This is a genomic window from Undibacterium sp. GrIS 1.2 (assembly GCF_040544435.1).
GTDB lineage: Bacteria > Pseudomonadota > Gammaproteobacteria > Burkholderiales > Burkholderiaceae_D > Undibacterium.
The window spans coordinates 1-25,021 of the sequence record NZ_JBEONP010000023.1; the positions used below are offsets into that span (position 1 = coordinate 1).

Below are 25,021 nucleotides of genomic sequence, written 5' to 3' on the forward strand. Positions count from 1 at the left end.
TGCCTCGGCTATCGAACGCCGTTTGAGGTTTTTTATAATTTGGATATACTCCCACTAAAACTTACCTCCCGTTGCTCTTCGTAGCTGAATCCGCCTACCTTGATATCCAATGAATATATGGACGACTAAAATTACTGGGATGGAGTATATTTATGGGCATTGCTTAGATCGCATTATTATTTGATACGAGGAGCATTGCGATCTCAGGAGATTTTATCGTTGCTTAGCCTTCTCATTTGCCCTTGATACGCCGTTAGGGCGGTCAGGTTTTCTTCCTTCCACCAAAATATAGTGTCATTGCAACGACACCAGACAGCAACATCATCATCAGGCTAATGGCATTGACTACCGGAGTTGCGCCCTCCTTCATTCGTCCATACATTAAGACAGTGAGCGGTGCGTCACTTCCGGCAAGCATGTACGTCGTATTGAAGTTTTCAAAAGACAGTAGGAATGACATCAGTACAGCGCCCCAAATCGCTGGTTTTAAATAGGGTAGCGTGATGGTTAAAAAGATGGCGCGTTTGTTGGCACCTAAGTTCATTGCAGCTTCTTCCAGGCTCATATCCAGACGCTTTAAGCGGGCGCTGATCGTCAGTGTTGCGATGGCGACGATATAAGAGAATTGCCCTAACGCGACCAGAAACAAACCGGGCCTTAAAAAATCTAGCTCCCATCCAAATACATCATCAGCAAACTGAGCGAGTTTGCTCATCAGCGACAAAATAGAAATTCCTAAAATGACACCAGGAATAACCAGCGGGATCAACATCATCTGCGATAGCAATTGTTGCCCGCGAAATCGGAATCGCTCCAGTAAAAATGCATTTCCCGTGCCCACAAGAACACTAAAAAATGTCACGCCCAAAGCCACCTTGCCGCTATTGATTAGGCTATCCAAAATCTCCTGGTCAAAAAATAAACCTGTTCTCTCGCCTGTTCCGTTGGCAAAAAACCAGTCCCAGGTAAAACCTTTCCAAGGTGGCAAAGGGTAAGGAGCATCATTAAACGAAAAGACCGCAACAATGGATAAAGGCAGGAACAGAAAAATGAAAAAATAAACCAGGTAACTGCTTCTGATGAATTGCGTGAAACGCGATTGTCGAATACTGGGGATCATGAACGCCTCATTACTTCATCAAATGATTGGCCGCTCAATTTCAGGCCCAACCAGACAAAACAGCTGGACAATCCTAAGAGAATAAAAGCCAGTGCGGCACCCTGCTCCCAATTAAAACGGGTAATGAACTGCGTATAAATCTGCTCTGTGAACCACATAGAATTTTTGCCGCCCAACAGCACGGGTGTTAAATAATTACCCAAGGTCAGCATAAATACCATGATGCATCCGGCAGCAATCCCAGGGGCGGCGTGCGGTATGAGTATCTGCCGCAAAATATTAAGACGGCTTCCGCCCAGATCGTATGCCGCCTCTACCAAGCTGTTATCCAATGTTTCTAAGGCATTGACCAATGGGATCAACATAAAGAGTAAGGATGAATAGACCAAGCCGAGCATGACTGTTCCATCGCTATACAAAAGGTCAACAGGATGATCTGTCAGACCTAGCCGATACAGCACTTGGGGAATAACACCATTGCTGCGCAGAAGAATCATCCACCCCAGTGTTCTTACCATTTCGCTGACCCAAAATGGCAAAACGATGACCGTCATTAAAAATAACTTTGATCGTCCAGCGGCTATTTTTGCGATATACCAGGCGACAGGAAATGTCAGTACCAAAGTAATCACGGTTGCAGATAACGACATCAGTGCCGTACGCAGAAAGGTATACCAATACAAAGGCTCATCTATAAACGTCTGGTATTGCTTTAAGCTGAAATGAAATGCCTGTGGTCCGGCGCGTGTTTGCAAAGAGAGAAACAGCATCTCCAGGTGGGGAAATATAATCAGCATCGACAACCAGATTACTGCTGGTGCCAATAGAACCCAGAGCAATACGGGCGAATTATTGGTTTTCATCATTGGCTGTTTAATGTTTTCCGTGCTGAGTCGCATCGATAGCAAATGCATGCACATGCTCGGCATTAAAGCTCAAATAAACATGCGTACCAGACTGGAATGCATTACTTAACCCGGTGTGAGGCATCGCTACCTTAACGGACAAATCGGTGTGCGCGATCTTGACTTCAACCGATGAATTAGCGCCGTCAAATAAAACATTGCCGATTTTTCCTGCCAATTGATTGTCACTAACGATATCCGTTGGCCGCGTCAAAGACATACTGATGTTTTCAGGCCGAATAAATAGTGAGGCAGCTATACCGTCATTTAATTTTTGTACGTTAGCAGAACGAATAAAGGTATTTTTATCTATCTTTATTTCAAGTAGCTTATCGTTCGCGACAGCGACATGACCTGACAACTGATTGCTATTACCCACAAAGCTGGCGACGAACGCGGTTTGCGGCCGATAATACAAATCTTGTGGCGATCCCAGCTGTTCAAACTTCCCTTTATTCATCACGCCAACAAAATCGGACATGACTAATGCCTCAGACTGATCATGGGTGATGTAGATAAATGTGGTGCCAATTTCTGCTTGCAACTGCTTTAACTCCAACTTCATGTGTTCGCGTAACTTAAGGTCAAGCGCGCCTAATGGCTCGTCAAGTAATAGCAAGGTAGGATCGAGAATTAGCGAGCGTGCAATCGCAACCCTCTGTTTTTGTCCACCAGAAAGCTGGTCGATGCGCTTATCCGACGCATCAGGCAAGCCAACCCGGCGTAACATATCGGCGACTTTTTGTTTGATCTCTGCTCGCTTGATAGAGCGTCGTTCCAATCCGTAGGCGACATTCTCACCCACCGTCATCATGGGAAATAAAGCCAGGTGCTGAAAAATCATGTTCACTGGACGAGCATTGGGAGCAAGCTGCAGCATGCTTTTTCCACCAATGAGAATATCCCCCTGATTTGGCTGAATAAATCCAGCAATCATACGAAGCAAGGTAGTTTTTCCACAGCCGGAAGGTCCTAATATGGAACAGAAACTCCCCTTCGGAACTTCAAGAGATACGTTATCAACTGCGGTAAATAACTGGTTTTGATACGTATATTGTTTAGTGACGTTACAGACCGCTAAATCGATTTTTTTATTAGAAATATGACTCATGTACTCTTGCAAAAGTGAGCTGCCAGGTTAGAAAAAAATCGATTAGGAACTCGCTTTAATACGATCAAGGATTTTTCCGTCGATTTCTTCCAAGCCGGCGGGAATAGCGGGATACCATTTGATGTTTTTAAATGCATCAGGCGAAAATGAGTCATTCAATTGTGATTTCATCTTGGCATCCATAAAACTATCAGCCCCTTTTACCGCAGTAAAACTGCCTGAAATTTGCGCCATGCGTGCTGCGATTTCTGGGCGGGTGACAAAATTAATCCATGCGTAGGCCGCAGCATCATTTTTGCCCTTCGCAGGAATAGCATAGGCGTCAATCCAGCCCAACGCGCCTGACTTTGGCGCAATGAATTTAAGTGCAGGTAATTCGCGATTCAATTTCCATCCGCCGCTGTCCCACATCTGTGCGGCAACCAATTCGCCGCTACGTAAATCATTTAATAACTGATCTTTGCTTTCCCAAAAATATTTATAATTCTTCTTACATGCCATCATTTTTTCGCCTGCTGCCTGCATGATTTGTTCATATTGTTTAGGGTTTCCGTACGCCTTAAACGGGTCCTGTCCCATCGAAAACGCAACTGCAATCAGACTCGGGCGTTTTAATCGTACTGCGACTTTTCCGCTATATTCAGGACGGCATAAATCGAGGTAGTCTACAATTTTTGCTTTGTTGGTTGCTACGACTAATCCATCTGTTCCCCAGAAAAATGGTACGCCATAGGATTTACCTTGATACGTCGTGACCTTTTTTGAGGCCTCAAACATTTCTGGTAAAAAACGATCTGTTTTTATTTTTGTGAGATCAAGCGGCTTATACATGCCGAACTCAGAAAGTGGTCCGATGATCCTGTCCTGACTTGGCTGAGCAAGATCAAAACCGGCACCACCTGTGGCACGTAACTTCGAAATCATTTCCTCATTATTAGAGATAGTGACTTCGACGACGATGCCAGTTTCTTTGGTAAATTGCTCGGTAATTTCTTTGGGAGCGTAATCCGCCCAAGTTAATAAGCGGAGCTTTTCTGCGGCGATACCTGTCTGAGAAAGAGACATTGCGACAGCAGCGAGGACGAACGATATTTTTCGGGCGGTCAATACATTGGCAAAATACATGGATGTTTCCCTAGAGAGCGGCAAATAACCCAATATTTTTTCATACAGATATGACCCTCTGATGACCAAAAGGTTTTTTATCAATCTGTGAGTGAACTCGTGTCTTGTTGCGTCAACATTGAACACTAAGATCAACAGGTTATTAATGCGATGTCTAAGTATTCGTGCTGGAATGCAGCAATACGACGCCAGCAATGATCAGTAGTATGCCGATGATTTTGGGTATGCTGACACCCTCATTAAACAAGAACACACCTAAAATGGACGTAGCTACCGTCCCTACTCCCGACCAGACGGCATAGGCTATGCCGATTTCTAAACGACGCATGACAACTGACAATCCCCAAAATGCCAATCCATAGCCAACCACCACAATCGAGGATGGAATAATTTTGGTAAAACCATCTGACAGACGTAAATTAATCGTCGCGATGACTTCGCTCAAAATGGTCAACATGAGTAAGAGCCAGGGATTCAAATTTTTTCCAATACAGTACAAATGAGTTGAGTCAAGCAATCCTAAAGTTGTGCCCTGCACTTCAGCACTAAGACGCTTGTGTGAGGACTATTTGGTGGCAGCTGGCGCACGTTGTTCAAGGCGCAGACCAACCGCGCTGCGGGCCGGAAAACCTTTCCAATAAGTGTGATCACTTTTAAACGTGCCGTTAGGTTCAGCTGACCATTTGCCGTCTTTAGCGTTCTCTACCAAGCTCAGGTAGGAATCCATAGCGGATTCTTTTTTCAAATATTTACCTAAAAAAACCGTACTAAAATGCTGCGCAATATTATTCATCCGGGTGTTATCCCATACTGCGTCGATATAATGTTCGGCCGGAATAACTTTAAGATTAGGGACCGGCAACCAGGTTTCTTTAGGGGCAGGTATAGGTGCACCTGCATTGTGGTTAGCGTTTTCATAGGTGAGCAAATAACGTGGCGCATTGACGCTGGCCTCAAAAATATTTCTTACCCCCGGCGAATAACCAGACACATCATCTGCGCTACCTGCAACAAAAAATACTGGGATTTTGATCCCCGCTAATCCTGATGCATCCCAGAAACCGGCATTCCATCCCCAGGGGGCAAATACCACTGCCGCTTTAATGCGAGTATCAATTGAGGCGACATAGTCGGCGTTACCCGATTGACGCACCGCTAAAGCACCGTTCGGTGTACCCCATGAAAAACCGACACTCGCAGCCGTAACCCCGGCACCAATGGTGTTCAGCGCGCCATACCCACCCATGGAATAACCGATCAATCCAGTCATATCCGCATTGATCATGCCTTTGAGAGAATCGGTCGAATCATTGTTGAGTTTTGCCATCGCATTAAGTACGAACAACTGATCCAGTGAACGATTTAATAGTGTGCTGCCAAAAGCACCTTGATCGCTATAGGTACTATCAGCATGATCAATCGACGCAACAACATAGCCTTTGCTTGATAAATTTTCTGCTAAGTGGCTTAGCAAAAAACGATTGCCCGGATAGCCATGCGACACAATCAGTAAAGGATAGGGCCCGCCAGAACGATCCGCTGCGGCATTGCGTACCGCTTTGCCATGCAAGGTCACTTCTGTTTTACCGTCTCGTGTCATGACGCGTAAATCACCCGAATTAGGCTGATCTTTCTCTAGCTTTGCTGGATACCAGACTTCTACCGTAACTGGCCGGTCGTAATACGGTGTTGGTAATCCCGGCTTGGCATGGACGATATCCAGCTGGTGTGGATTAGTAAAATTAAACGTCTTCACCCCGATAGAAAACTTGCCGTAGTGTGCAAGTTCTGGCGCATCAGGGCGTATCGTATCGATATGATTGTCCTCAGCACTCACATCGATGGCGAGACACGACAACAACATAAATCCAACTAAGCCAAATTTCAGCATATATATCTTTTAGACCTTTTGAAATGAAGTTCCGATGTCTGCCTGACGGGCGTCCGAGCAAAACAGCACAAGTTTGTTTGTAAGGATTGAAAAAGCAGGAATTTTAATATACTCCCCCATTATTTTAATAAATAAGGCTTATTGTCCAATGATTATATGGACAATAAATAATACTCCCTATTTTTTCTATGAGCGGATCTGCAACATGTTTATATCTGACGGCTCAATTTTAGGGACTACTTTCGTTACTGCTTTGCGTCACTAAGCCACATCATTGCCGCGCATTTTTAGCTAAATTTTTAGCTAAATTTTTAGCGGCGACAGCATTGCATCCGGCATTAATTTTACTGCCTCTTTTACCCTAAGTTTATGTCACTGAAATGACGAGACTACAAACTAACATCAAACTGTGGTGAAAAAGTTGATTGGTGCCTATTTGTTGCGAGTGTCATTTTTTCGTCATATCACCGCGCTACAGTGCGCTGCGTTGAGGTCAATTTTAGTCTACTACTTCACGAACACCATTACACCAATTCAGATCAACTATTTATCCACTGAAGGGATAGAACTGTGTCACACAATTTTCGCAATTTTCGATACACGCCTCTTTATCTGATTTTGTTGCAAGCTTTTGCAAGCAACGCATTTGCGCAAGATACGCAAAATGAGCCAATCAATGTCACAATTTTTGGCCAAGGTAAAACACGCCAAGTACAAGACATTACCAAAGATGATTTGATGAAGGTTTTGCCAGGATCAAGCCCTTTAAAGACATTGGACAAATTACCTGGCGTGTCATTCCAGTCCGCCGATCCTTTTGGCGCGTATGAATGGTCGACCCGTTTCAGCGTACGTGGATTCAATCAGAATCAAATGGGATTTACCTTAGACAATGTGCCATTGGGTGACATGAGCTACGGCAATAACAACGGCCTTCATATCAGCCGTGCGATTTCTTCTGAAAATATTGGCCGAGTAACTTTATCTCAAGGCGCGGGTGCCGTTGGTACAGCATCGACCAGTAACTTAGGTGGCACAGTTCAATTTTTCTCGTCGGATCCGACGAACGATATGGATTTCAGCGCAGCGCAAACAGTTGGCAGTGACAGCACCTACCGCACCTTTGCCCGTGTTGATACCGGTTTGTTATCCACTGGTACCAAAGCGTATTTCAGCGTTACACGTCAACGTGCAGACAAATGGAAAGGCGCGGGTCCGCAAGATCAAGATCAATTTAATTCAAAACTGGTTCATGTTTTTGGCGAGAATAAACTGACGGCTTTTTTCAATTATTCTGATCGTCGCGAGACTGACTATCAAGATATGTCCATAGAAATGGTTAAGCGTCTTGGGTACAAGTGGGACAATTACCAACCTGATTGGCAGCGTGCCGTCAACGCCGCAAAAGGTATCTTTACCGGTGGCGTAAATAGTCTGGACGACGCGTATTATCTTGGTAGCGGCCTGCGTAAAGATTATTTGTTTGGTGCGACCTTAGACAATAAATTAGGTGAATCGACGTATTTAAAAACGACGGTTTACCATCATAGCAATGAAGGTCAAGGCCACTGGTACACACCGTACACGCCATCTACCAACGGTATTCCTATTTCTATTCGCACCACCGAGTATTCAATCAGCCGTGATGGATTGATCTCTGATGTGACATGGGATGTCGGCCAACATTCAGTGAACGCTGGTTTTTGGGGTGAGCGCAGCCTGCATACTCTGACCAGAAATTTTTATGATGTCAGCGGACCGCAAGACACCAATTATTTCTTAAGTAATCCGACCAGCACCGGATTCAAGCAAGACTTTACAACGACGACGACACAGTTCTATGCGCAGGACACAGTGTCTTTAATGGCAGATCAGTTAAAGCTGAACTTTGGTTTTAAAACACCGAAAGTCACGATTGACTCGACTAGCCTGATCGGTACACGTGCGGCAGGTCAGATTGTGGCGAAGAAAACCTTTTTGCCTCAGTTGGGCTTAAGCTATTCGCTGAATAAAAATGATGAGCTATTTACTAGTTTGTCTCAAAATATGCGTGCTTTCCAGCCCGGTGTGAATGGTCCGTTCTCACAGACACAGACTGCATTTAATTTAAGCTCCGCAACGATCAAGCCAGAAACATCTACTACACTTGATTTGGGTTATCGCTTTAAGCGTGACAATCTGGTTGGCTCTGTAGCAGCTTATTACGCGAACTTTGATGACCGCCTGTTGCAGGTCGCTACTTGTGCAGGGATCGTCGGTTGCCCAAGTACCTTCGTCAACGTCGGTAAAGTTCAGACTAGCGGTGTAGAAGCTGCGGCGATGTGGACTTTGATGAAAGACTGGTCCTGGTTTAACTCGCTGACGTACAACAATTCTCAATATAAATCTAACTATCTGGACAACGGAAAAGTCGTAAACATCGAAGGCAAGCAAGTTGTTGACTCACCAAAAGTTATGTTTAAGACAGAAGTGTCGTATGAGAATCCAGTCTGGTTTACCCGACTTGGCGGTAAGTTCACAGACAAGCGTTTCTATACCTACACCAATGATGCACAGGTTCCTTCTTACGTGATCATGAATTTGTCTGCGGGTTACAAACAAAAGAGCTTTATGGGTCTGAAAGACTTCTCTGTACAAGTCAATGTTGAGAACTTATTAGACAAACAGTATTTCAGCACGATAGGCTCAAATGGTTTTACTACATCTGATCCAACTGGCACTTTCCAGACCTTGCTGACTGGTGCTCCACGTCAATTATTTGTGACGATTAGCGGACGTCTGTAATTCTCTTTTTGTCATAAAAATTAAAAATGGAGTGCTGTATCTGTATAGCACTCCATTTTTTATTCTTTACTTGAGTACGTAATGGAAGCTTAGCAACCCGCTACGCATTTAGCCTCTTTATCAAACTCCATGGTTTTTCCGCTTAAGGGAACGTAGGTCGGTACTTTGACCGCAGTTTTAAATTCCATGGTTTTACTTCCTTCGATTAATTTTCCCTCCTTAGTCGCGGCCTCATTTGCGTGTGATGCGATCACGGCATTCGGTTTAACCAGATCATTAATCACATAGGCAGCCTCTTGAGGGCCAGTTGAAAAAGTGCCGCCAATATTTAATACCGCCAGCTTGGCTTTATAAAACCGTCGCACAACGGCCTCCTGATCGGCGATGATGCCGGTATCTCCCGACAAGTAGACGACGAGTCCGTTTGAAAATGTCAGAACGTAACCGCCAGCAGGGCCGACATACGCGGTCAGGCCATTACTGGACAGTGTATCTGAAAGAGGTGCTGCCAGGAACTTAGAATCCAATCCGTTAGAGTGAGCGGCAGGGACACTCGCAATTTTGACTCCGCCGATTTTGCTCTGCCCACCGAACCGGACTAGCTGAACAAGGTCGGTACTACCTCCGGCTTCTTTAATTCTGCGGGAGAAAAAGCTAGCCATCTCACCGCCAACAAATAGTTTCGCCTTCTTACTCAAGACCACCTCTTCCATCACCGATGATGGAATACTTTTTACTGAGAAATCAGGGGCCGCACAAGTACCCGCGTTGGCTGCCGCCTGATGCACATCACCCAGATGGTCGCCATGCACATGACTCAGCAGGACACCATCAATTTTGCCTAATCGCGTGTCAGTTCCACCGCGCACCGTACGACCGGCATCGTAAAGAATACGAGTGCCATCGGGGTCTTCAAAAATCAAAGCGCGATCGGCCGCACAGAACTCACCATCATGGCTACCTAAGGGCGTAATTTTTACCGTAGCCTCTGCGGCTACAGCAGAGGCAGTCAGACTCACAGTACAAAAAATCATAACGATCAGATTACTAAGAATGGAAGTTTTAACTATGCTTTTAGTTTTCATCAAAATTCTCCAAATGAGACATTAAAAAATCAGCGTTAAGTATTAAGCGTTAACGAGTCACGTGCCAAATTAAAATTACTTTATCGAGCAAGCATAGCTTGCAGCCAGGTTAACATCGCCCTGCCCTGCATATTTGGGCCAGCTTGGGTACTCGCACAGGGGTCGGGTGCGGCCAGGCACCCCGGCACTATCAGCCACTATTTGTGGTGCCGGTGGTGTGTTGTTTTCAACCCAGTTCTCCAGCGTCGTTAAAGAATCCCATGAGGCATTGAATACGCTACTAACAGCATGGCCATAACCCGGAATCTCGTAATAACGCATGAAGCTATCTACCTTCGCCGTACCCATGACTTGTTTCACATGCTCATAGTATTGCTCGGTCGCTCTGGTACTAACTAAGGCGTCTGCCATGCCATGTGCCATCAATATTTTGCCGCCCTTTGCCTTAAATGCAGACAAGTCAAACTTGGTCACATCTTGAATTGCCGTCAGTGCGATTACACGCGATTTAAAAGTGCCGGGGTTTTGTGGATCAAAAAGTAAGCTATTAAAACTAGCGTCACGAGTAACGAAATACTTCACCCATTGATCCCAGAACGTACTGCCGTAAGGTGGGCTTGTGCTGGCAGTGACTGACGGCATCGGGTTGGCAGGTTGCTCGGTACCGTAGGCTAAGGTCAGGACAGTCGGTTGTAGCGGACTTTTATTGGGAATACCGAAATCCGTACCCCAGGTGTTAAAGCCCGGATATTGGGTTTCGCCAGTAGCCAGTGTGTAATTGAGTGTTAGCGGTGTGTTGACTACGTTGAACGCGGATATCTGCGCATCCGACAAGCAAGTGTCGCCCGTATCAGCACCTCCGGCACAGCGCACAATTGCGGGATTAAACGTTGCGCTACAGGTGGAGACGTTGCTGATCAAGCCGTCAGCTACGCCGTCTAAATTATCGCAAGCTGCCATCGCCGCATCATATAGAACTTTTCTTTTGGTTCTGTTGGAATACGCGCCCGGCTTGGCCAGCTCTCTGGTGATACGTCCAAACTGCAAATCCAGGCTAGCGGCATTCCAGGCCGGATATAAAACAATCGCGCCATCAAAGTCTTGCGGCCAATTTGTTACTGCTATGAGTGCTTCGCGCCCTCCGGTAGAGCCACCGGCAAAATAGGTTTTTACCGGTGCTACGCCATAGCGTTGTTGAATTAAGTACGTTGCAACATCATGAGTTTTTTTCAGCGCATCGCTGGAGAAATTCTTTAAGGCCTCGTCGTTGACACCAAAAGTGCCGTCACGACTTCCGTTGGCATTGGCCTGATGACCAGAATCGCTGCCGTAGGTCGCATAGCCTCGTCCTAATGGCAACAATTTATCAACGGGTCCTGCCGGTACATTGCCAACTCCAGTGGCAATACTGCCGTTATAGCCACCACCACCAAACATCATGGCTTTGTTGTTCCATGCAGTCGGCAGATTCAGCTGAAATTTAATCTGTGGCGCAGCAGGGTCAACAGGCTTGATCGCACCGATGATTTTGCAATATTCACCTAAAGCAGTTGCACCAGAACCGGCAGCCGGAATCGTCGTTGCACTGTTGATCACGGCACCCGTCGTCGGCAATGAGATCGATTTGGGTGAAACTATCAGCGCGCCCAATTCTGCACAGCTGATCGGCTTGGCGATAACAACAGGAGCACCAGAATCTGACGCACGCGGTTGCATTTCTCCACAACCGGCGATGCCAGCACTTAGTAACATCAGCGAAACCGGTAATACCTTTCGATCAGGTCGCAATTTCATGTTCATGTCTCACTCCAATTGGATATTTTTAGATTTATTTTTTAATTTATTTGCAGGCTATATTGCCAGTCAAATGTTACTAGCTTGAATTTTCAAACCTATCTGATTAATAATTTCTGCTTACTTTTACTGCTATTTAATTTGCTCTGTGAGTCCACCCGTTTTACAACTTCATTGCTACCCAGTTTAAATACCGCAACTGTTCTGGATAAATTGACTGCCTGCTCTTGCAGACTTTGTGCTGCCGCCGCCGCTTGTTCTACTAAAGCCGCATTTTGCTGCGTCATATCATCCATATGGGTGATGGCACCGTTGACTTCTTCAATCCCGGTGCTTTGCTCCTGACTTGCTGCGGTAATCTCATTCATGATATCGGCAACACGTTGAATAGACGACACAATCTCTTGCATCGTTTTGCCTGCTTCATCTACCAGCGCACTTCCAATGTCGACTTTATCAACCGAGTCACCAATCAGGGCTTTAATTTCTTTTGCAGCACTAGCGGATCGTTGTGCCAGATTACGCACCTCAGATGCGACCACCGGAAAGCCACGCCCCTGCTCGCCAGCACGTGCTGCTTCGACCGCTGCATTCAATGCCAAAATATTAGTTTGAAACGCAATGCCATCAATTACGCCAATAATATCGACCACCTTGCGTGAGCTGTCTTTGATTGAGCCCATAGTCTCAACCACGCGCGCCACCACCTTGCCACCAGATGCGGCAACATCAGATGCGGATACCGCGAGTTTGTTTGCCTGGTGCGCATTCTCAGCATTGATTTTGACGGTTGAAGTCAATTCCTCCATGGTGCTGGCGGTTTCTTCCAGCGACCCTGCCTGTGCCTCTGTACGTGCAGACAAATCAGCATTGCCAGCAGCAATCTCGCCCGATGCACCTTTGACCGATTCACTGGCAGTCCGGATCTCGATTAAAACCGATTCGATCTTATCGACGAAACGATTAAATGCGCTTGAAATTTGCGCTAGCTCGTCACCACCTTCGGTGTCAAGACGGCGAGTTAAATCGCCATCGCCTGAGGCGATCTCAGTCATTGCATCACGCACCAGCGCCATCCGTTTGAGTGACTGCGATACCAGCACCGTCAATAGCAACACCGCTAATACGGTCAGTACAATTGCAGTTACCGCAGAGGACACCAGCAAGGCACTCAACACTTGGGTCGCCTCTGACTTATCGAGTGCAATCGCCAACAGCCAATCGGTACCAGCGATCTGGGTCACATAGAGCAAATCCTCACGACCACCAAAATTCGCTTCGCTACTGCCTTTTGATGTGTTGATTTCTTCTAGCCGTTTGACGGATAGTGAGGGATCCATATCCGCCAATGGTTTAAGCATCAGATCTTGATTGGGATGCGCAATGATGTTGCCTTTACTCTTATCAACCAAAAATGCAAAGCTGTTTGGCGTCGGCTTAATCGCTTTTACGTTGCTCACTACCGAGTCTAGTAATACATCTGATGCCACTACCGCTGATACTTGACCGGCAGATCCGATTGCCTCGGCAAAGGTGACTAATAATTTACCGGTACTGGCGCTGGTGTAAGGAGAAGTCACTACCGGGCCGCTGATCTGAGCAGCCTTAACGTACCAAGGACGTGCCGTTGGGTCATAGTCAGCAGCGCGAGTGCGCTGTTCTGAAAAAGCGTGATGTTTATCCGCGTAGCCAATATATGAAAGATCAAAACCACCAGCCTGCTGCGCTGCTTTTAATGCCGGAATAGGATCAGGCGCATCCACAGCAAGCTTAATAGAAGACACCACGGTTTTTTGAGATTTGACCCATTCTGCAATCGTTGACGCATTATTCTGTGATAACTGGGTCATCTGACTATTCAATGACTCCAGCATGCGGGACTTTGTCGTGAAAAAGTTGGCGAGGACGATAGAAAACATCCCCAGCATCACGATAGAAACGCAAATAGCAATGAGCTTGTTACGCAGAGATAAAGAAGCCATCCAAATTCCCCTCAGAAATTGTAATAAATTAAATGATCGTTATGTGCTCAGGATAACTTAATTCAGTCACTTATTCAGTTACTTAATATCCCTTGTATTGATGGTCATGATCAATTGGATATGGACAAAAGGGATTACATAAAATATTGTGAGTAAGATGAAATAACATTAAGTCTGAGTGATCTGAGTGACATAGCTTGATTCAGAATAATTAAATTTGAGGAAAAAATGAACTTCACGCAACTGGGCGACCTCGTCTTGCACTTTGATCATTACCTCGGAGCCATTAGCGATCGATATGGCGCTCTGGTATATGGCGTCATATTTGCCATCGTATTTTTAGAAATGGCGGTATTGCCGTTATTTTTTCTTCCGGGAGACCCTTTACTCTTCATCAGCGGCACGTTTTGCGCTACCGGCACATTGCATGCCGGCGTACTGATACCACTATTATTTATCGCCGCTGTTACTGGCAGCACAATCAACTACTGGATCGGTCATGCGATCGGACAGAAAGTATTTGCCAAAAATTACAAATGGCTCAATCGTTCCGCGCTGCAAAAAACTCATACGTTTTATGAGAATCATGGAGGAGTCACCTTCATCATGTCGCCTTTCATTGCGGTGGTTCGCACCTTTGCCCCGTTTATTGCCGGCGTTTCGAATATGACTTTTTCTAAATTTCAATTATTTAATGTTGCAGGTGCTGCGATCTGGGTGATTTCGCTGGTGTTGGGTGGGTACTTTTTTGGCAATATTCCATTGATTCACAATCATCTCAACGCGATTGTTTTACTGGGCGTTGGTGCAGGAGTTGGTTCGCTGGTGATTGGCGGATTATGGAAGTTCATTAAAAACAACGGATCTGTCACTTAACTCTGTAAAAAATGAGCGATGCCAGTGATAGAAAATGGCAGCTACGGATTGCGTATACCTGCATCGATTTATGTCGATACCTCAAATAAAAAGCCCGAATCGACTTCGGGCTTTTTATTTTTACTCACTTTGGAAATCAGATGTTAAAAATCAAATCCCAATTTTCTCTAACATACCACCAAGCTCACGTAAGACTGGTTCCAGCTTAGGATGTTGCGCTGCAAATTTTGCTGATAGTTCTTGCGATCTTTCGCTTAAGGCGGCAAAGACCGGATCGTCCGGGCTGTCATCTTTATCTAAAACATGATGAATATCATTACTGAGTTCTTTTAACAACGATCTCAGTTCGACATCTGCCGTGTCCACTACTTGTGCGCCCTCTTGCCCGCCCGTTCCTGCACCTTCTTGCAAACCTTCGTGTAATTGCTTGAGCAAATCTTTCAGGTTTTGTTTGTCCATTTTTAGTTCTCCAGTCAATGATTCTGTATTCAGTGTAGTCCCGTCAGTTACGAAACACCAGCACCACTGCCTCGGCGGCGATGCCCTCTTCCCTGCCCAGGTAGCCAAGACGCTCGTTGGTTTTTGCTTTGATATTGACTTGGGCAATGCTGATTTGTAAGTCTGCGGCAATATTGGCAACCATACCGGGTATATGAGGGGCCATTTTAGGTGCTTGTGCGATGATGGTCGCATCGAGATTGCCCACCTGATAGCCGGCCTTGCGCAGACGTGCAACCGCTTCACGCAAGAGCACGCGCGAATCCGCACCGGAAAATTGTTTGTCGGTATCTGGAAAATGGCGGCCAATATCCCCCAAAGCAGCTGCACCAAACAATGCATCCGTAATTGCATGCAGCAACACATCCGCGTCTGAATGCCCAAGCAAACCGATTGTATGTGGAATATCGACACCGCCAATAATCAATTTACGCCCTGTTACTAAGGCATGGCAATCGTATCCCTGGCCGATTCTGAATGGCGGAAAGGTAGGTGTTTCAGCGGAAGCTTCAATTCTGTTCGATGGTTCAGTCATAGCATTCTTAAAATACAAAATATGTCAAATTAGGGGAGTATAGGCAGTAAATGGCATTTATGTCCTTATATCACATGGACAATAAATAATACTACATCCCAGTATAAATATACGCTTTAAGAAGAAATTAGATAGGATTCAAGCAAAGCCAGATCGCTAGGCAAGGTCACCTTCAGATTACAGGCATGCCCTTCGACCAGCATAGGAATCTGTCCGGTAGCTTCCATCGCGCTGGATTCATCGGTTATTTCGACTGCGGCATGTAAGCTTGCATCTAACGCAGCACTCAGCGCAGCATGCCGAAACATTTGCGGCGTTTGCGCCAGCCACAACCCGTCTCGGCTAATCGTCGTGACTTTGCCATTGGCCATACGTTTGACTGTATCGACCACCGGTAGCGCCAGCAAACCTCCAGTTGTATGGTTGCCGACTTGCTCAATCAACTTGCTGATCAGAGCCGGCGTCAATCCCGGACGTGCCGCGTCATGGACCAATACCCAATCTTGTTCGCCGATTTTGCCAATTAGCTTGTTATGAGACTCTATAGCATCGAGTCCATTCCGCACGGTTTCACGCCGTGTCGCACCACCACAGCGCAGGATGCTGACCTTATCCAGTCCGGCCAGCGCCTGTTCCACATAAACATCTTCCGCGCTGACCACTACATAGGTGTGGCTGATCAGCGGTGAGGCCAAAAATGCCTGCACCGTGTGGCGCAAAATGGTTTGACCGGCGACGGTCAGGTACTGTTTAGGCACAGCGCCACCCATGCGGGCGCCAATACCTGCGGCGGGGATTAGCGCAAAGTAAGTCACTGGAGCCGTTGGTGTTGTAATTTTCGGGACAGATGTCATCAAAGCAGGATGCTCCAAAAAAGCTGGTTCAGCTTCGTTTATAATTGGGACACATTTTAACCTCCAACATCTTGGTGGCAAAACGCATTTGCGGGCATGAACAGTAATAGTTTCAATATTAATCAATTGTTACCATGCTCCTATCTTATAGTGCGATACCCCCAGCCACACAGAATAGCCAACCAACTCCGCAATGTCATTTGATCTCGTTAAGTCGCTTCCTAAAGCGGGCAATCGCTTTGTACTCCCCACATTACATGGTTCCGCCGACGCTTATGCATTAGCGCAAGCGGCAATTGCACTCAAAGCGCAGCAGCGCATGCTCAGCGTGGTGGTCGCCAATCCGGCAGATGCACAACGTCTGCTGGATGAAATCCCCTGGTTTGTGCCGACGCTACGCTGCCATTTGCTGCCTGATTGGGAGACCTTGCCTTACGATGCGTTTTCACCGCACCAGGATCTGGTGTCGGAACGATTATCGACCCTGCATGAAATCCAAAATGGTAATTGTGATGTTTTGCTAGTGCCTGCTACCACAGCGCTGGTGCGGATGGCACCTCCCTCATTTTTAGCTGCCTACACGTTTTTCTTCAAACAGGGCGAAACCCTGAATGAAGCCAAGCTTAAAACGCAACTAACGCTGGCAGGTTATACCCACGTATCGCAAGTGATGTCGCCTGGCGAATACTCAGTGCGTGGCGGTTTGATCGATTTGTTCCCTATGGGCTCGGTCCTGCCGTATCGACTCGATTTATTCGGTGACAGCATCGAAACCATCCGCACTTTTGATGCCGATACGCAGCGCTCTTTGTATCCGGTGCGTGAAGTACGTTTATTGCCAGGTCGTGAATTCCCTATGGACGAAGCGGCTCGAACGGCGTTCCGTGGTCGCTGGCGCGAGACCTTTGAAGGCGACCCTTCGCGCTCCATGGTGTACAAAGATATCGGCAGCGGCATAGCTTCTGCCGGGATTGAATATTATCTGCCGCTGTTTTTTGAAGAAAGCGCGACCTTATTCGACTATCTGCCAAAACATACGCACTTCACACTGATCGGTGAGATTGATGAAGCCATCCAGCGCTTTTGGGTAGATACCCGCTCACGTTATCAATTTCTCAAATCCGACCGCGAACGTCCGGTTTTACCGCCAGAATCAATTTTCTTAAGTGACGAGAATTTTTTTACTGAACTGAAGTCATTGTCGCGCTGGGTGATCACGACTGGCGACGCTGTATCCAAGGCCAATTCAGAAATTTCTGGTCTGTTGCCTGATATTGCCGTCAATCGTCGCGCCGATGATCCGCTCACCAATTTGCGCTCATTTTTGTTGCAAACAGACAAACGCGTAATGATCTGCGCGGAAACCTTAGGCCGACGCGAGACGCTGCAACAATATTTCAATGAATACGATATTCGCCTGACGCTGTGTGAAGGCTATGATGACTTCATCACAGGCAGCGACAAACTTATGCTGGGCGTTGCGCCTTTGCATTCGGGCTTTATATTAGCCGATGGCGTTGCCTTCATCACCGAAGCCGAGTTATACGCCGGATCGGGCAAGCGTATTGGTCGTAAAAAGCAAGAAGCTGTCACTCAGGTCGAGCACATGGTGCGCGATTTGTCCGAGCTAAAAATCGGTGATCCGGTGGTACACAGCAATCACGGTATCGGTCGCTATATGGGCTTGATCAGCATGGATCTGGGCGAAGGCGAAACGGAGTTTTTGCATCTGGAATACGCCAAAGATACCAAACTGTATGTGCCCGTATCGCAGTTGCATGTCATCTCCCGCTACTCCGGCGCTTCGCCTGATGATGCGCCATTGCATAGCCTAGGTTCTGGTCAATGGGAAAAAGCCAAACGCAAAGCAGCGCAACAAATCCGCGATACCGCCGCAGAATTACTCAACTTGTATGCGCGCCGCGCTTTGCGCCAAGGCCATGCGTTCGAGTATTCACACAAAGATTACGAAGCCTTTGCCGACAGCTTTGGCTTTGAAGAAACCGTTGATCAGGCTGCTGCCATTACCGCCGTCATCGGTGACATGACGTCCGGCAAACCAATGGACCGACTGATTTGCGGCGACGTTGGTTTTGGCAAAACAGAAGTCGCTTTACGTGCTGCCTTTGTCGCGGTCATGGGCGGCAAACAAGTCGCCATCCTCGCGCCGACCACACTATTAGCCGAACAGCATGCGCAGACATTTGCCGATCGTTTTGCTAACTGGCCTGTAAAAATTGCCGAGTTATCGCGTTTCCGCTCTGGTAAAGAAATCGCCCTTGCGATCAAAGGCATGGGCGACGGCACTTTGGATATTGTGATTGGCACTCATAAATTACTGTCTAATGATGTCAAATTTTCACGTCTGGGATTAGTGATTATTGACGAAGAACACCGCTTTGGTGTGCGTCAGAAAGAAGCGCTTAAATCGCTACGCGCGGAAGTCGATGTATTAACACTAACTGCTACGCCAATTCCACGTACTTTGGGCATGGCGCTAGAAGGCTTGCGTGATTTCTCCATCATCGCGACGGCGCCGCAAAAACGACTAGCGATCAAAACTTTTGTGCGTAGCGAGAACGATTCTGTTATACGTGAGGCCTGTCTGCGCGAGCTAAAACGCGGCGGACAAGTGTATTTCCTGCACAACGAAGTCGATACGATACAAAACCGCAAAGCGATGTTAGAGGCCCTTATTCCAGAGGCCCGTGTGGTAGTCGCCCATGGTCAAATGCATGAGCGCGATCTGGAAAAAGTCATGCGTGATTTTGTCGCCCAGCGCCATAATATTTTGCTCTGCACCACGATTATTGAGACGGGTATCGACGTTCCAACAGCCAATACCATCATCATGCACCGGGCAGATAAATTTGGTCTGGCACAGCTGCATCAATTGCGTGGACGTGTGGGCCGCTCACATCATCAGGCTTATGCTTACCTGCTGGTGAACGACGTACAAACCCTGACCAAACAAGCGGATCGACGGCTGGAAGCGATTCAGCAGATGGAAGAGCTGGGTAGCGGTTTTTATCTGGCTATGCACGATTTAGAAATCCGCGGTGCGGGTGAAGTCTTAGGCGATAACCAGTCTGGCGAAATGCATGAGATCGGCTTCCAACTTTACTCAGACATGTTGAACGAAGCAGTGCGCTCGCTCAAAAATGGTAAAGAACCGGATCTGGCTGCACCTTTATCCAGCACGACAGAAATTAATCTGCACATCCCTGCCCTGCTACCAAACGACTTTTGCGGTGATGTTAATGAGAGGCTATCGATCTATAAACGTCTCGCCAATTGCACCAAGCAAGACGCCATCGACAATTTGCAAGAAGAAATGATTGATCGCTTTGGCAAATTGCCAGAACCGGTGAAATCTTTACTAGAAACGCACCGACTGCGTGTCGCGGCCAAACCTTTAGGTATCATCAAAATTGATGCTCATACCGAAGCCGCCACCTTGCAATTCGAACCCAAACCGCCGATTGATGCGATGAAGATTATCGAATTGGTGCAAAAAAATAAGCATATTAAAATTAATGGTCAGGACAAATTGCGCATTACTGCCAATATGCCAGACTTGGCAGCGCGGGTTGCACAAATTAAAGCAACCTTACGTGCATTGCATTAAGCTCCTAATATCAACTTACATCACTCAAAATAAAAATGCATTTAACGATACAAGGCTTACGGCAAATTTTAAAAAGCGATCTTGCGCTGATCAAGCATATCGCCAGCATAACCCATGCAGAACGCATTCTTGCGATTGGAACGCATGCAGTCCGCCTCGACAATCTGCGCTGCGATAAAGAGCTTAACGTGCTGAAAGCGCAAATTGAAGCAGATTGCCTTGCAGCGCATCTTGATGTGAGTTTTAGCGACCTGCCTCGTACCTTAGCTGACTTTAAGCTGGTCGCGATGGATATGGATTCCACCTTGATTACGATTGAATGCATTGATGAAATCGCTGATATGCAAGGGCTGAAACCACAAGTATCGGAAATTACCGAAGCTGCCATGCGTGGTGAGATTGAATTTCAAGAAAGTCTGACGCGTCGGGTTGCGCTATTAAAAGGTCTGGATGCTGGCGCGTTGCAAAAAGTCTATGACGAGCGTTTGCAGTTATCGTCAGGCGTAGAAAAGATGCTGAAGACGGTACAGCAAGCCGGGTTGAAAACTTTGCTGGTCTCTGGTGGATTTACCTTCTTTACCGACCGCATGAAGACTCGTTTGAACCTGGACTATACCCATGCAAACGTGCTGGAAATTGATCAAGGCAAACTGACCGGTAAGGTCGTCGGTGGCATCGTCGACGCAATAGAAAAACAAAATACGGTAGAACGTGTCGCCGCCGAAATGGGTATCACCACCGATCAAGTCATCGTCATGGGTGATGGTGCCAATGATTTGAAGATGATGAGTATCTCAGGCATGTCAGTCGCCTTTCGCGCAAAACCTATCGTCAGAGCACAAGCAGATGTGGCGCTTAACTTTGTGGGCCTGGATGGGATGCTGAATGTCTTACATGCTTTTCATCAGGAATAAAATCAGCTGACTATAAAAATAAATAGCCCGTCTTTAAGCGGGCTTTTTTTGGTCTATTTTTTTGCCTTAGTAGTACACGAAATAAAAATAGTACGGACGTACGATTTTTTGAGCTAAAATAGTTTTATAAGTAAGACTTACGTAAAATTATTCCATTAAAGCATAGCGGCGACGGTACACATCCTACCGATGTGACTAATACTTGGAGCTACAACGCAACTGGCGCGGTTTTACTTAATTCCTCATAAAATAAAAACACCAAACTGCAGTAAAACAGGAGACAAGATGTTTGAAGAATTTATGGGCACAATGCCCGTTGCCGATCGCCAAAAATTTGATGTAGCTACACTGGCGGATTACATGCGCCAGCATGTAGAAGGCTTTGATGCAAAAGCCGCAGATGGCATGACGGTAGAGCAATTCAAAGGCGGTCAGTCCAATCCCACTTTCAAAATCACCGCTGGCAATCAACCCAGCCAACGGTATGTAATGCGTGCCAAACCCGGTCCGGTCGCTAAATTACTTCCCTCAGCACATGCAATTGAACGTGAGTTTAAAGTCATGAATGCGTTGAATAAGGCGGGTTTCCCCGCTGCTAAACAATATGCATTGTGCACTGATGAAGACGTCATCGGTCGCGCTTTTTATATCATGGAATTTGTCGATGGCCGCGTACTATGGGATCAATCCTTGCCTGGTATGACGCCATCCCAACGAGCCGAGATTTATGATGAGATGAACCGCGTTATCTCGCAATTGCATACGATTGATTACGCCGCAATTGGTTTGGCAGACTATGGCCGACCTGGCAATTATTTTGCACGCCAGATTGATCGCTGGACCAAGCAATATAAAGCGTCAGAAACCGAAAAAATTGAGGCAATGGATAACCTGATCGCCTGGTTGCCTAATAATATTCCTCCTGGCGACGACACCAGCATCGTTCACGGTGATTATCGTCTGGATAATATGATGTTCCATAAAACTGAACCACGCATTTTGGCGGTATTGGATTGGGAATTATCTACCCTCGGCCATCCGCTTGCAGACTTCTCTTATCACTGCATGAGCTGGCATGTCACCGCTGGGCAGTTCCGTGGCATTAAAGGTCTGGATCATCAAGCGCTCGGCATCCCTAGCGAGCAAGAATATATCGCCAAATATTGCGAGCGTACGGGTAAGACGATACGTCAGGAGGATTTCAGCTTCTATCTCGCCTACAACATGTTCCGTATGGCAGGTATTTTGCAAGGCATTATGAAGCGTTATGTCGATGGCACAGCATCCAGCGCACAAGCCAAAAAATCTGGCGAAGCCGCGCGTCCTATGGCGGAATTGGGCTGGAGTTACGCGAATAAGTAATAGGCTTTAAGGCAAATGTTGAACGAGCCTAAAGAAACAAAGCAAGCAGTTAAAAAAATGCATATCAACAGCAATAATAGCAAGACAAACCCATCAGGAGACAAGCATGGAATTTGAATACTCAGACCGTTGCAAGGAACTACAAAGTAAATTACTCAAGTTCATGGATCAGCATATCTATCCGAACGAGAAAGCCTACAAAGAAGAAATCGACCGCAACGGCACAGAAAAAGGTAATCGCTGGATTGCTACTAAAATCATTGAAGACCTCAAGCCAAAAGCACGTGAGCAAGGTTTGTGGAATCTGTTCCTGCCAAAATCAGCGCGCGCGCCAGAAGGTTTATCCAATCTGGATTACGCACCGTTGTGCGAAATCATGGGTAAAGTCAGTTGGGCACCCGAAGTATTCAATTGTTCCGCACCCGATACCGGCAATATGGAAACCATCGAACGCTATGGTTCCGAAGAACATAAAAAACAATGGCTAGAGCCTTTGCTGCGCGGTGAAATCCGCTCTGCATTTGCCATGACAGAACCTGGCGTCGCCTCATCCGACGCCACTAATATTGAAACCCGCATCGACCGCGATGGCGATCATTATGTGATCAATGGCCACAAATGGTGGATCTCTGGCGCGGGCGATCCACGCTGCTCCGTCTATATTTTGATGGGCAAAACCGATTTCAATGCGGCACGTCATTCACAACAATCAATGATACTGGTTGATGCCAAAACACCTGGCATTACTGTCGTACGTCCTCTGCCGGTCTTTGGTTATGACGATGCACCACATGGCCATTGTGAAATTTTGTTTGAAAACGTACGGGTGCCGGCATCCAATCTATTGCTAGGTGAAGGCCGTGGTTTTGAAATCGCTCAAGGTCGTCTTGGCCCTGGCCGTATTCACCACTGTATGCGTGCCATCGGCGTTGCAGAGCGTGCGCTGGAACTGATGTGTAAACGTCTGAACAGCCGGGTCGCTTTTGGTAAAAAAGTCTCGGAGCAAAGTATCTGGCGTGAGCGGATAGCAGAATCCCGTATTCAGATCGACACAGCACGTTTGTTGACGATGAAAGCAGCGTACCTGATGGATACCGTCGGTAATAAGTTTGCCCAGGCAGAAATCGCTATGATCAAAGTATTAGCACCGAATGTGACTCAACAGGTACTGGACTGGGCAATTCAGGCGCACGGCGCAGGCGGCGTATCGGGCGACTTCCCACTTGCAGCGCAATGGGCAGGCAACCGTACCTTGCGTCTGGCCGACGGCCCGGATGAAGTGCACCGGAATGCGATCGCCAAATTAGAGCTGGCAAAACACATGTCACTACCTGGCGAAGAATTGAGCTTGCCTATTACTCGTTCGTAATTGATCAGTTGATCATGCTGGAAGGCATATTACAAAAAGCGTGTCGGCTCTATTAAGAGCGACACGCTTTTTTTCAACCAACATTCAAACTATGCAATAGGTAAAATATACTCCCAGTATGTATATATTAACTGTCCATAAGATCATTGGTCTATAGCCAATATCTTTAATATTTAATGGGGAGTATATTAAAATTCTCTCTTATTTATATCAGAAAAATCTACGCGAGAATGCCAATAAGTTGCCACCGTCGTCGCCAGCAAGACGATCACACAACCGATCATTGCCTGCACTGACGGCACCTCATTCAAGATAAAAAATGCCAGCATAATTCCATACACTGGTTCCAGCGAAGTCATTAAACTCGCAAATCGGGTAGGCACATGACGCAAACTAAACATAAACAAACCATGCGATAAGGCGGTGAACACCACGCCAAGCAAAATCAATCCCCACCAGACGCCCATCGACACATTAAGGACGGCGTCGTAAAAAATCACAAATGGTAACAAGCTCAGACAAGCCACGCTGTTTTGCAAAAATGCCAGTTTAAAAGGCGGAATGTCTTCGCCCTGCCACCGGTTTGCCAGCGCCAGTAAAGCAAAGCTCAAACCCGATACCACACCCAATAATAAACCAAGCACCGCATCGCCCTGCCCTGGCAAACCATCTACCAACGGTCCTGAATCGCTCACCATCACCGCCATACCGATCACCACCGCTAGCGCCGAGATCCAATCACTACCAAGCCGCTTTTCTTTAAACAACCAAGGTTCTAGCCAAGCCACAAACAGGGGAAAACTCGCAAAACCCATCAAACCATAAGCGACCGGAGCCACCTTCAGCGACGCAAAAAAACTCAGCCAATGCACCGCCAGCAACACCCCGCACAAGATCACGGTTTTAGGAATGCCGCGTAAGGACAACTGCCGCTGCACCAACAGGACGGGCAGCAAACTCAAGGCGGCAAACAAAGTACGTCCAAATACCAGCAACAAAGAACTCACCGCCAAAGCCTTGCCCAATACGCCTGCACTACCGAATAAAAATACGGCAAGATGCAGAGCTAGCATGGCTTGTAGGGATTTTGTTTGATTAGAAAGCATTTTTAAAATTTTTATCGATTGATTGAAAACAAACTTATCCGCTTAAATGACATATGCTCACGAATTATTAGCGATAGTCATA

Annotated in this window: 19 protein-coding genes; 6 read left to right on the forward strand and 13 right to left on the reverse strand. The window is 46.7% G+C overall.

What is annotated here, in order from left to right:
* Positions 1–262: 262 nt before the first annotated feature.
* From AAKU61_RS11600 to AAKU61_RS11625, 6 genes are all read right to left on the reverse strand, one after another.
* The gene (locus AAKU61_RS11600) at positions 263–1,120 is read right to left on the reverse strand and encodes an ABC transporter permease (RefSeq protein ID WP_354332364.1); all 858 of its coding nucleotides are present in this window, start codon (positions 1,118–1,120) and stop codon (positions 263–265) included.
* Positions 1,117–1,983 carry an ABC transporter permease gene (locus tag AAKU61_RS11605; RefSeq protein ID WP_354332366.1) on the reverse strand — a complete coding sequence of 289 codons (867 nt, stop codon included), beginning with the start codon at positions 1,981–1,983 and terminating at the stop codon, positions 1,117–1,119. The genes AAKU61_RS11600 and AAKU61_RS11605 overlap by 4 nt, the downstream gene beginning before the upstream one ends.
* 10 nt (positions 1,984–1,993) lie before the next feature.
* Positions 1,994–3,136, reverse strand: a complete 1,143-nt coding sequence (locus AAKU61_RS11610) for an ABC transporter ATP-binding protein (protein WP_503012602.1) — start codon at positions 3,134–3,136, stop codon at positions 1,994–1,996.
* A 42-nt stretch (positions 3,137–3,178) separates the two neighbouring features.
* Complete coding sequence (locus AAKU61_RS11615; protein ID WP_354332368.1) at positions 3,179–4,261, reverse strand: extracellular solute-binding protein; 1,083 nt, start codon at positions 4,259–4,261, stop codon at positions 3,179–3,181.
* 154 nt (positions 4,262–4,415) lie between these two features.
* Complete coding sequence (locus AAKU61_RS11620; protein WP_354332370.1) at positions 4,416–4,799, reverse strand: DMT family transporter; 384 nt, start codon at positions 4,797–4,799, stop codon at positions 4,416–4,418.
* A 27-nt stretch (positions 4,800–4,826) separates the two neighbouring features.
* A complete protein-coding gene (locus AAKU61_RS11625; RefSeq protein ID WP_354332371.1) occupies positions 4,827–6,152 on the reverse strand; it encodes an alpha/beta hydrolase family protein in 1,326 nt (441 codons plus the stop codon).
* A gap of 570 nt (positions 6,153–6,722) precedes the next feature.
* Here AAKU61_RS11625 and AAKU61_RS11630 point away from each other — a divergent pair.
* Positions 6,723–8,936 carry a TonB-dependent receptor gene (locus tag AAKU61_RS11630; RefSeq protein WP_354332373.1) on the forward strand — a complete coding sequence of 738 codons (2,214 nt, stop codon included), beginning with the start codon at positions 6,723–6,725 and terminating at the stop codon, positions 8,934–8,936.
* Between the two features lie 89 nt (positions 8,937–9,025).
* Here AAKU61_RS11630 and AAKU61_RS11635 read toward each other — a convergent pair whose 3' ends face one another.
* The 3 genes from AAKU61_RS11635 to AAKU61_RS11645 form a co-directional block, all read right to left on the reverse strand.
* Positions 9,026–10,021: an MBL fold metallo-hydrolase gene (locus AAKU61_RS11635; RefSeq protein WP_354332375.1), complete on the reverse strand. Its 996-nt coding sequence runs from the start codon at positions 10,019–10,021 to the stop codon at positions 9,026–9,028.
* 75 nt (positions 10,022–10,096) lie between these two features.
* Complete coding sequence (locus AAKU61_RS11640) at positions 10,097–11,821, reverse strand: tannase/feruloyl esterase family alpha/beta hydrolase (RefSeq protein WP_354332377.1); 1,725 nt, start codon at positions 11,819–11,821, stop codon at positions 10,097–10,099.
* Positions 11,822–11,913: 92 nt separating this feature from the next.
* Entirely contained in the window at positions 11,914–13,797 is a 1,884-nt protein-coding gene (locus AAKU61_RS11645) for a methyl-accepting chemotaxis protein (RefSeq protein ID WP_354332379.1), read from the reverse strand.
* A 228-nt stretch (positions 13,798–14,025) separates the two neighbouring features.
* Here AAKU61_RS11645 and AAKU61_RS11650 point away from each other — a divergent pair, with 228 nt between their 5' ends.
* Complete coding sequence (locus AAKU61_RS11650) at positions 14,026–14,673, forward strand: VTT domain-containing protein (RefSeq protein WP_354332381.1); 648 nt, start codon at positions 14,026–14,028, stop codon at positions 14,671–14,673.
* A gap of 150 nt (positions 14,674–14,823) precedes the next feature.
* Here the strand turns inward: AAKU61_RS11650 and AAKU61_RS11655 are convergent, their stop codons facing one another.
* From AAKU61_RS11655 to ispD, 3 genes are all read right to left on the reverse strand, one after another.
* Positions 14,824–15,132: a DUF4404 family protein gene (locus AAKU61_RS11655; protein WP_354332383.1), complete on the reverse strand. Its 309-nt coding sequence runs from the start codon at positions 15,130–15,132 to the stop codon at positions 14,824–14,826.
* 43 nt (positions 15,133–15,175) lie between these two features.
* Positions 15,176–15,706, reverse strand: coding sequence for a 2-C-methyl-D-erythritol 2,4-cyclodiphosphate synthase (ispF, locus tag AAKU61_RS11660; RefSeq protein ID WP_354332385.1), 531 nt, complete (start codon positions 15,704–15,706; stop codon positions 15,176–15,178).
* A gap of 116 nt (positions 15,707–15,822) precedes the next feature.
* Positions 15,823–16,560: a 2-C-methyl-D-erythritol 4-phosphate cytidylyltransferase gene (gene ispD, locus AAKU61_RS11665; protein ID WP_354332475.1), complete on the reverse strand. Its 738-nt coding sequence runs from the start codon at positions 16,558–16,560 to the stop codon at positions 15,823–15,825.
* Between the two features lie 193 nt (positions 16,561–16,753).
* Between ispD and mfd the strand changes: the two genes are divergently transcribed.
* The 4 genes from mfd to AAKU61_RS11685 all read left to right on the forward strand — a co-directional run bounded on the left by mfd (position 16,754) and on the right by AAKU61_RS11685 (position 23,833).
* Positions 16,754–20,188 (forward strand): transcription-repair coupling factor, encoded by a 3,435-nt coding sequence (gene mfd / locus AAKU61_RS11670; RefSeq protein ID WP_354332387.1) that lies wholly within the window; start codon positions 16,754–16,756, stop codon positions 20,186–20,188.
* A 35-nt stretch (positions 20,189–20,223) separates the two neighbouring features.
* The gene (gene serB / locus AAKU61_RS11675; protein ID WP_354332389.1) at positions 20,224–21,102 is read left to right on the forward strand and encodes a phosphoserine phosphatase SerB; all 879 of its coding nucleotides are present in this window, start codon (positions 20,224–20,226) and stop codon (positions 21,100–21,102) included.
* Positions 21,103–21,387: 285 nt separating this feature from the next.
* Complete coding sequence (locus tag AAKU61_RS11680; RefSeq protein WP_354332391.1) at positions 21,388–22,464, forward strand: phosphotransferase; 1,077 nt, start codon at positions 21,388–21,390, stop codon at positions 22,462–22,464.
* Positions 22,465–22,570: 106 nt separating this feature from the next.
* On the forward strand, positions 22,571–23,833 hold the full coding sequence (locus tag AAKU61_RS11685) for an acyl-CoA dehydrogenase family protein (RefSeq protein ID WP_322118879.1): 1,263 nt from the start codon (positions 22,571–22,573) through the stop codon (positions 23,831–23,833).
* Positions 23,834–24,021: 188 nt separating this feature from the next.
* Here AAKU61_RS11685 and AAKU61_RS11690 read toward each other — a convergent pair whose 3' ends face one another.
* Positions 24,022–24,906, reverse strand: coding sequence for a DMT family transporter (locus AAKU61_RS11690; protein WP_354332393.1), 885 nt, complete (start codon positions 24,904–24,906; stop codon positions 24,022–24,024).
* Between the last annotated feature and the right edge of the window lie 115 nt (positions 24,907–25,021).

Excerpts from the sequence above, each read along its gene's own strand:
- AAKU61_RS11680 (WP_354332391.1), top strand. The coding sequence starts at position 21,388 with ATGTTTGAAGAATTTATGGGCACAATGCCCGTTGCCGATCGCCAAAAA.
- AAKU61_RS11625 (WP_354332371.1), bottom strand. The coding sequence starts at position 6,152 with ATGCTGAAATTTGGCTTAGTTGGATTTATGTTGTTGTCGTGTCTCGCC.
- AAKU61_RS11610 (WP_503012602.1), bottom strand. The coding sequence starts at position 3,136 with ATGAGTCATATTTCTAATAAAAAAATCGATTTAGCGGTCTGTAACGTC.
- ispF (WP_354332385.1), bottom strand. The coding sequence starts at position 15,706 with ATGACTGAACCATCGAACAGAATTGAAGCTTCCGCTGAAACACCTACC.
- AAKU61_RS11615 (WP_354332368.1), bottom strand. The coding sequence starts at position 4,261 with ATGTATTTTGCCAATGTATTGACCGCCCGAAAAATATCGTTCGTCCTC.
- serB (WP_354332389.1), top strand. The coding sequence starts at position 20,224 with ATGCATTTAACGATACAAGGCTTACGGCAAATTTTAAAAAGCGATCTT.
- AAKU61_RS11690 (WP_354332393.1), bottom strand. The coding sequence starts at position 24,906 with ATGCTAGCTCTGCATCTTGCCGTATTTTTATTCGGTAGTGCAGGCGTA.
- ispD (WP_354332475.1), bottom strand. The coding sequence starts at position 16,560 with ATGACATCTGTCCCGAAAATTACAACACCAACGGCTCCAGTGACTTAC.
- AAKU61_RS11600 (WP_354332364.1), bottom strand. The coding sequence starts at position 1,120 with ATGATCCCCAGTATTCGACAATCGCGTTTCACGCAATTCATCAGAAGC.
- AAKU61_RS11640 (WP_354332377.1), bottom strand. The coding sequence starts at position 11,821 with ATGAACATGAAATTGCGACCTGATCGAAAGGTATTACCGGTTTCGCTG.
- AAKU61_RS11645 (WP_354332379.1), bottom strand. The coding sequence starts at position 13,797 with ATGGCTTCTTTATCTCTGCGTAACAAGCTCATTGCTATTTGCGTTTCT.
- mfd (WP_354332387.1), top strand. The coding sequence starts at position 16,754 with ATGTCATTTGATCTCGTTAAGTCGCTTCCTAAAGCGGGCAATCGCTTT.
- AAKU61_RS11685 (WP_322118879.1), top strand. The coding sequence starts at position 22,571 with ATGGAATTTGAATACTCAGACCGTTGCAAGGAACTACAAAGTAAATTA.
- AAKU61_RS11655 (WP_354332383.1), bottom strand. The coding sequence starts at position 15,132 with ATGGACAAACAAAACCTGAAAGATTTGCTCAAGCAATTACACGAAGGT.
- AAKU61_RS11635 (WP_354332375.1), bottom strand. The coding sequence starts at position 10,021 with ATGAAAACTAAAAGCATAGTTAAAACTTCCATTCTTAGTAATCTGATC.
- AAKU61_RS11605 (WP_354332366.1), bottom strand. The coding sequence starts at position 1,983 with ATGAAAACCAATAATTCGCCCGTATTGCTCTGGGTTCTATTGGCACCA.
- AAKU61_RS11650 (WP_354332381.1), top strand. The coding sequence starts at position 14,026 with ATGAACTTCACGCAACTGGGCGACCTCGTCTTGCACTTTGATCATTAC.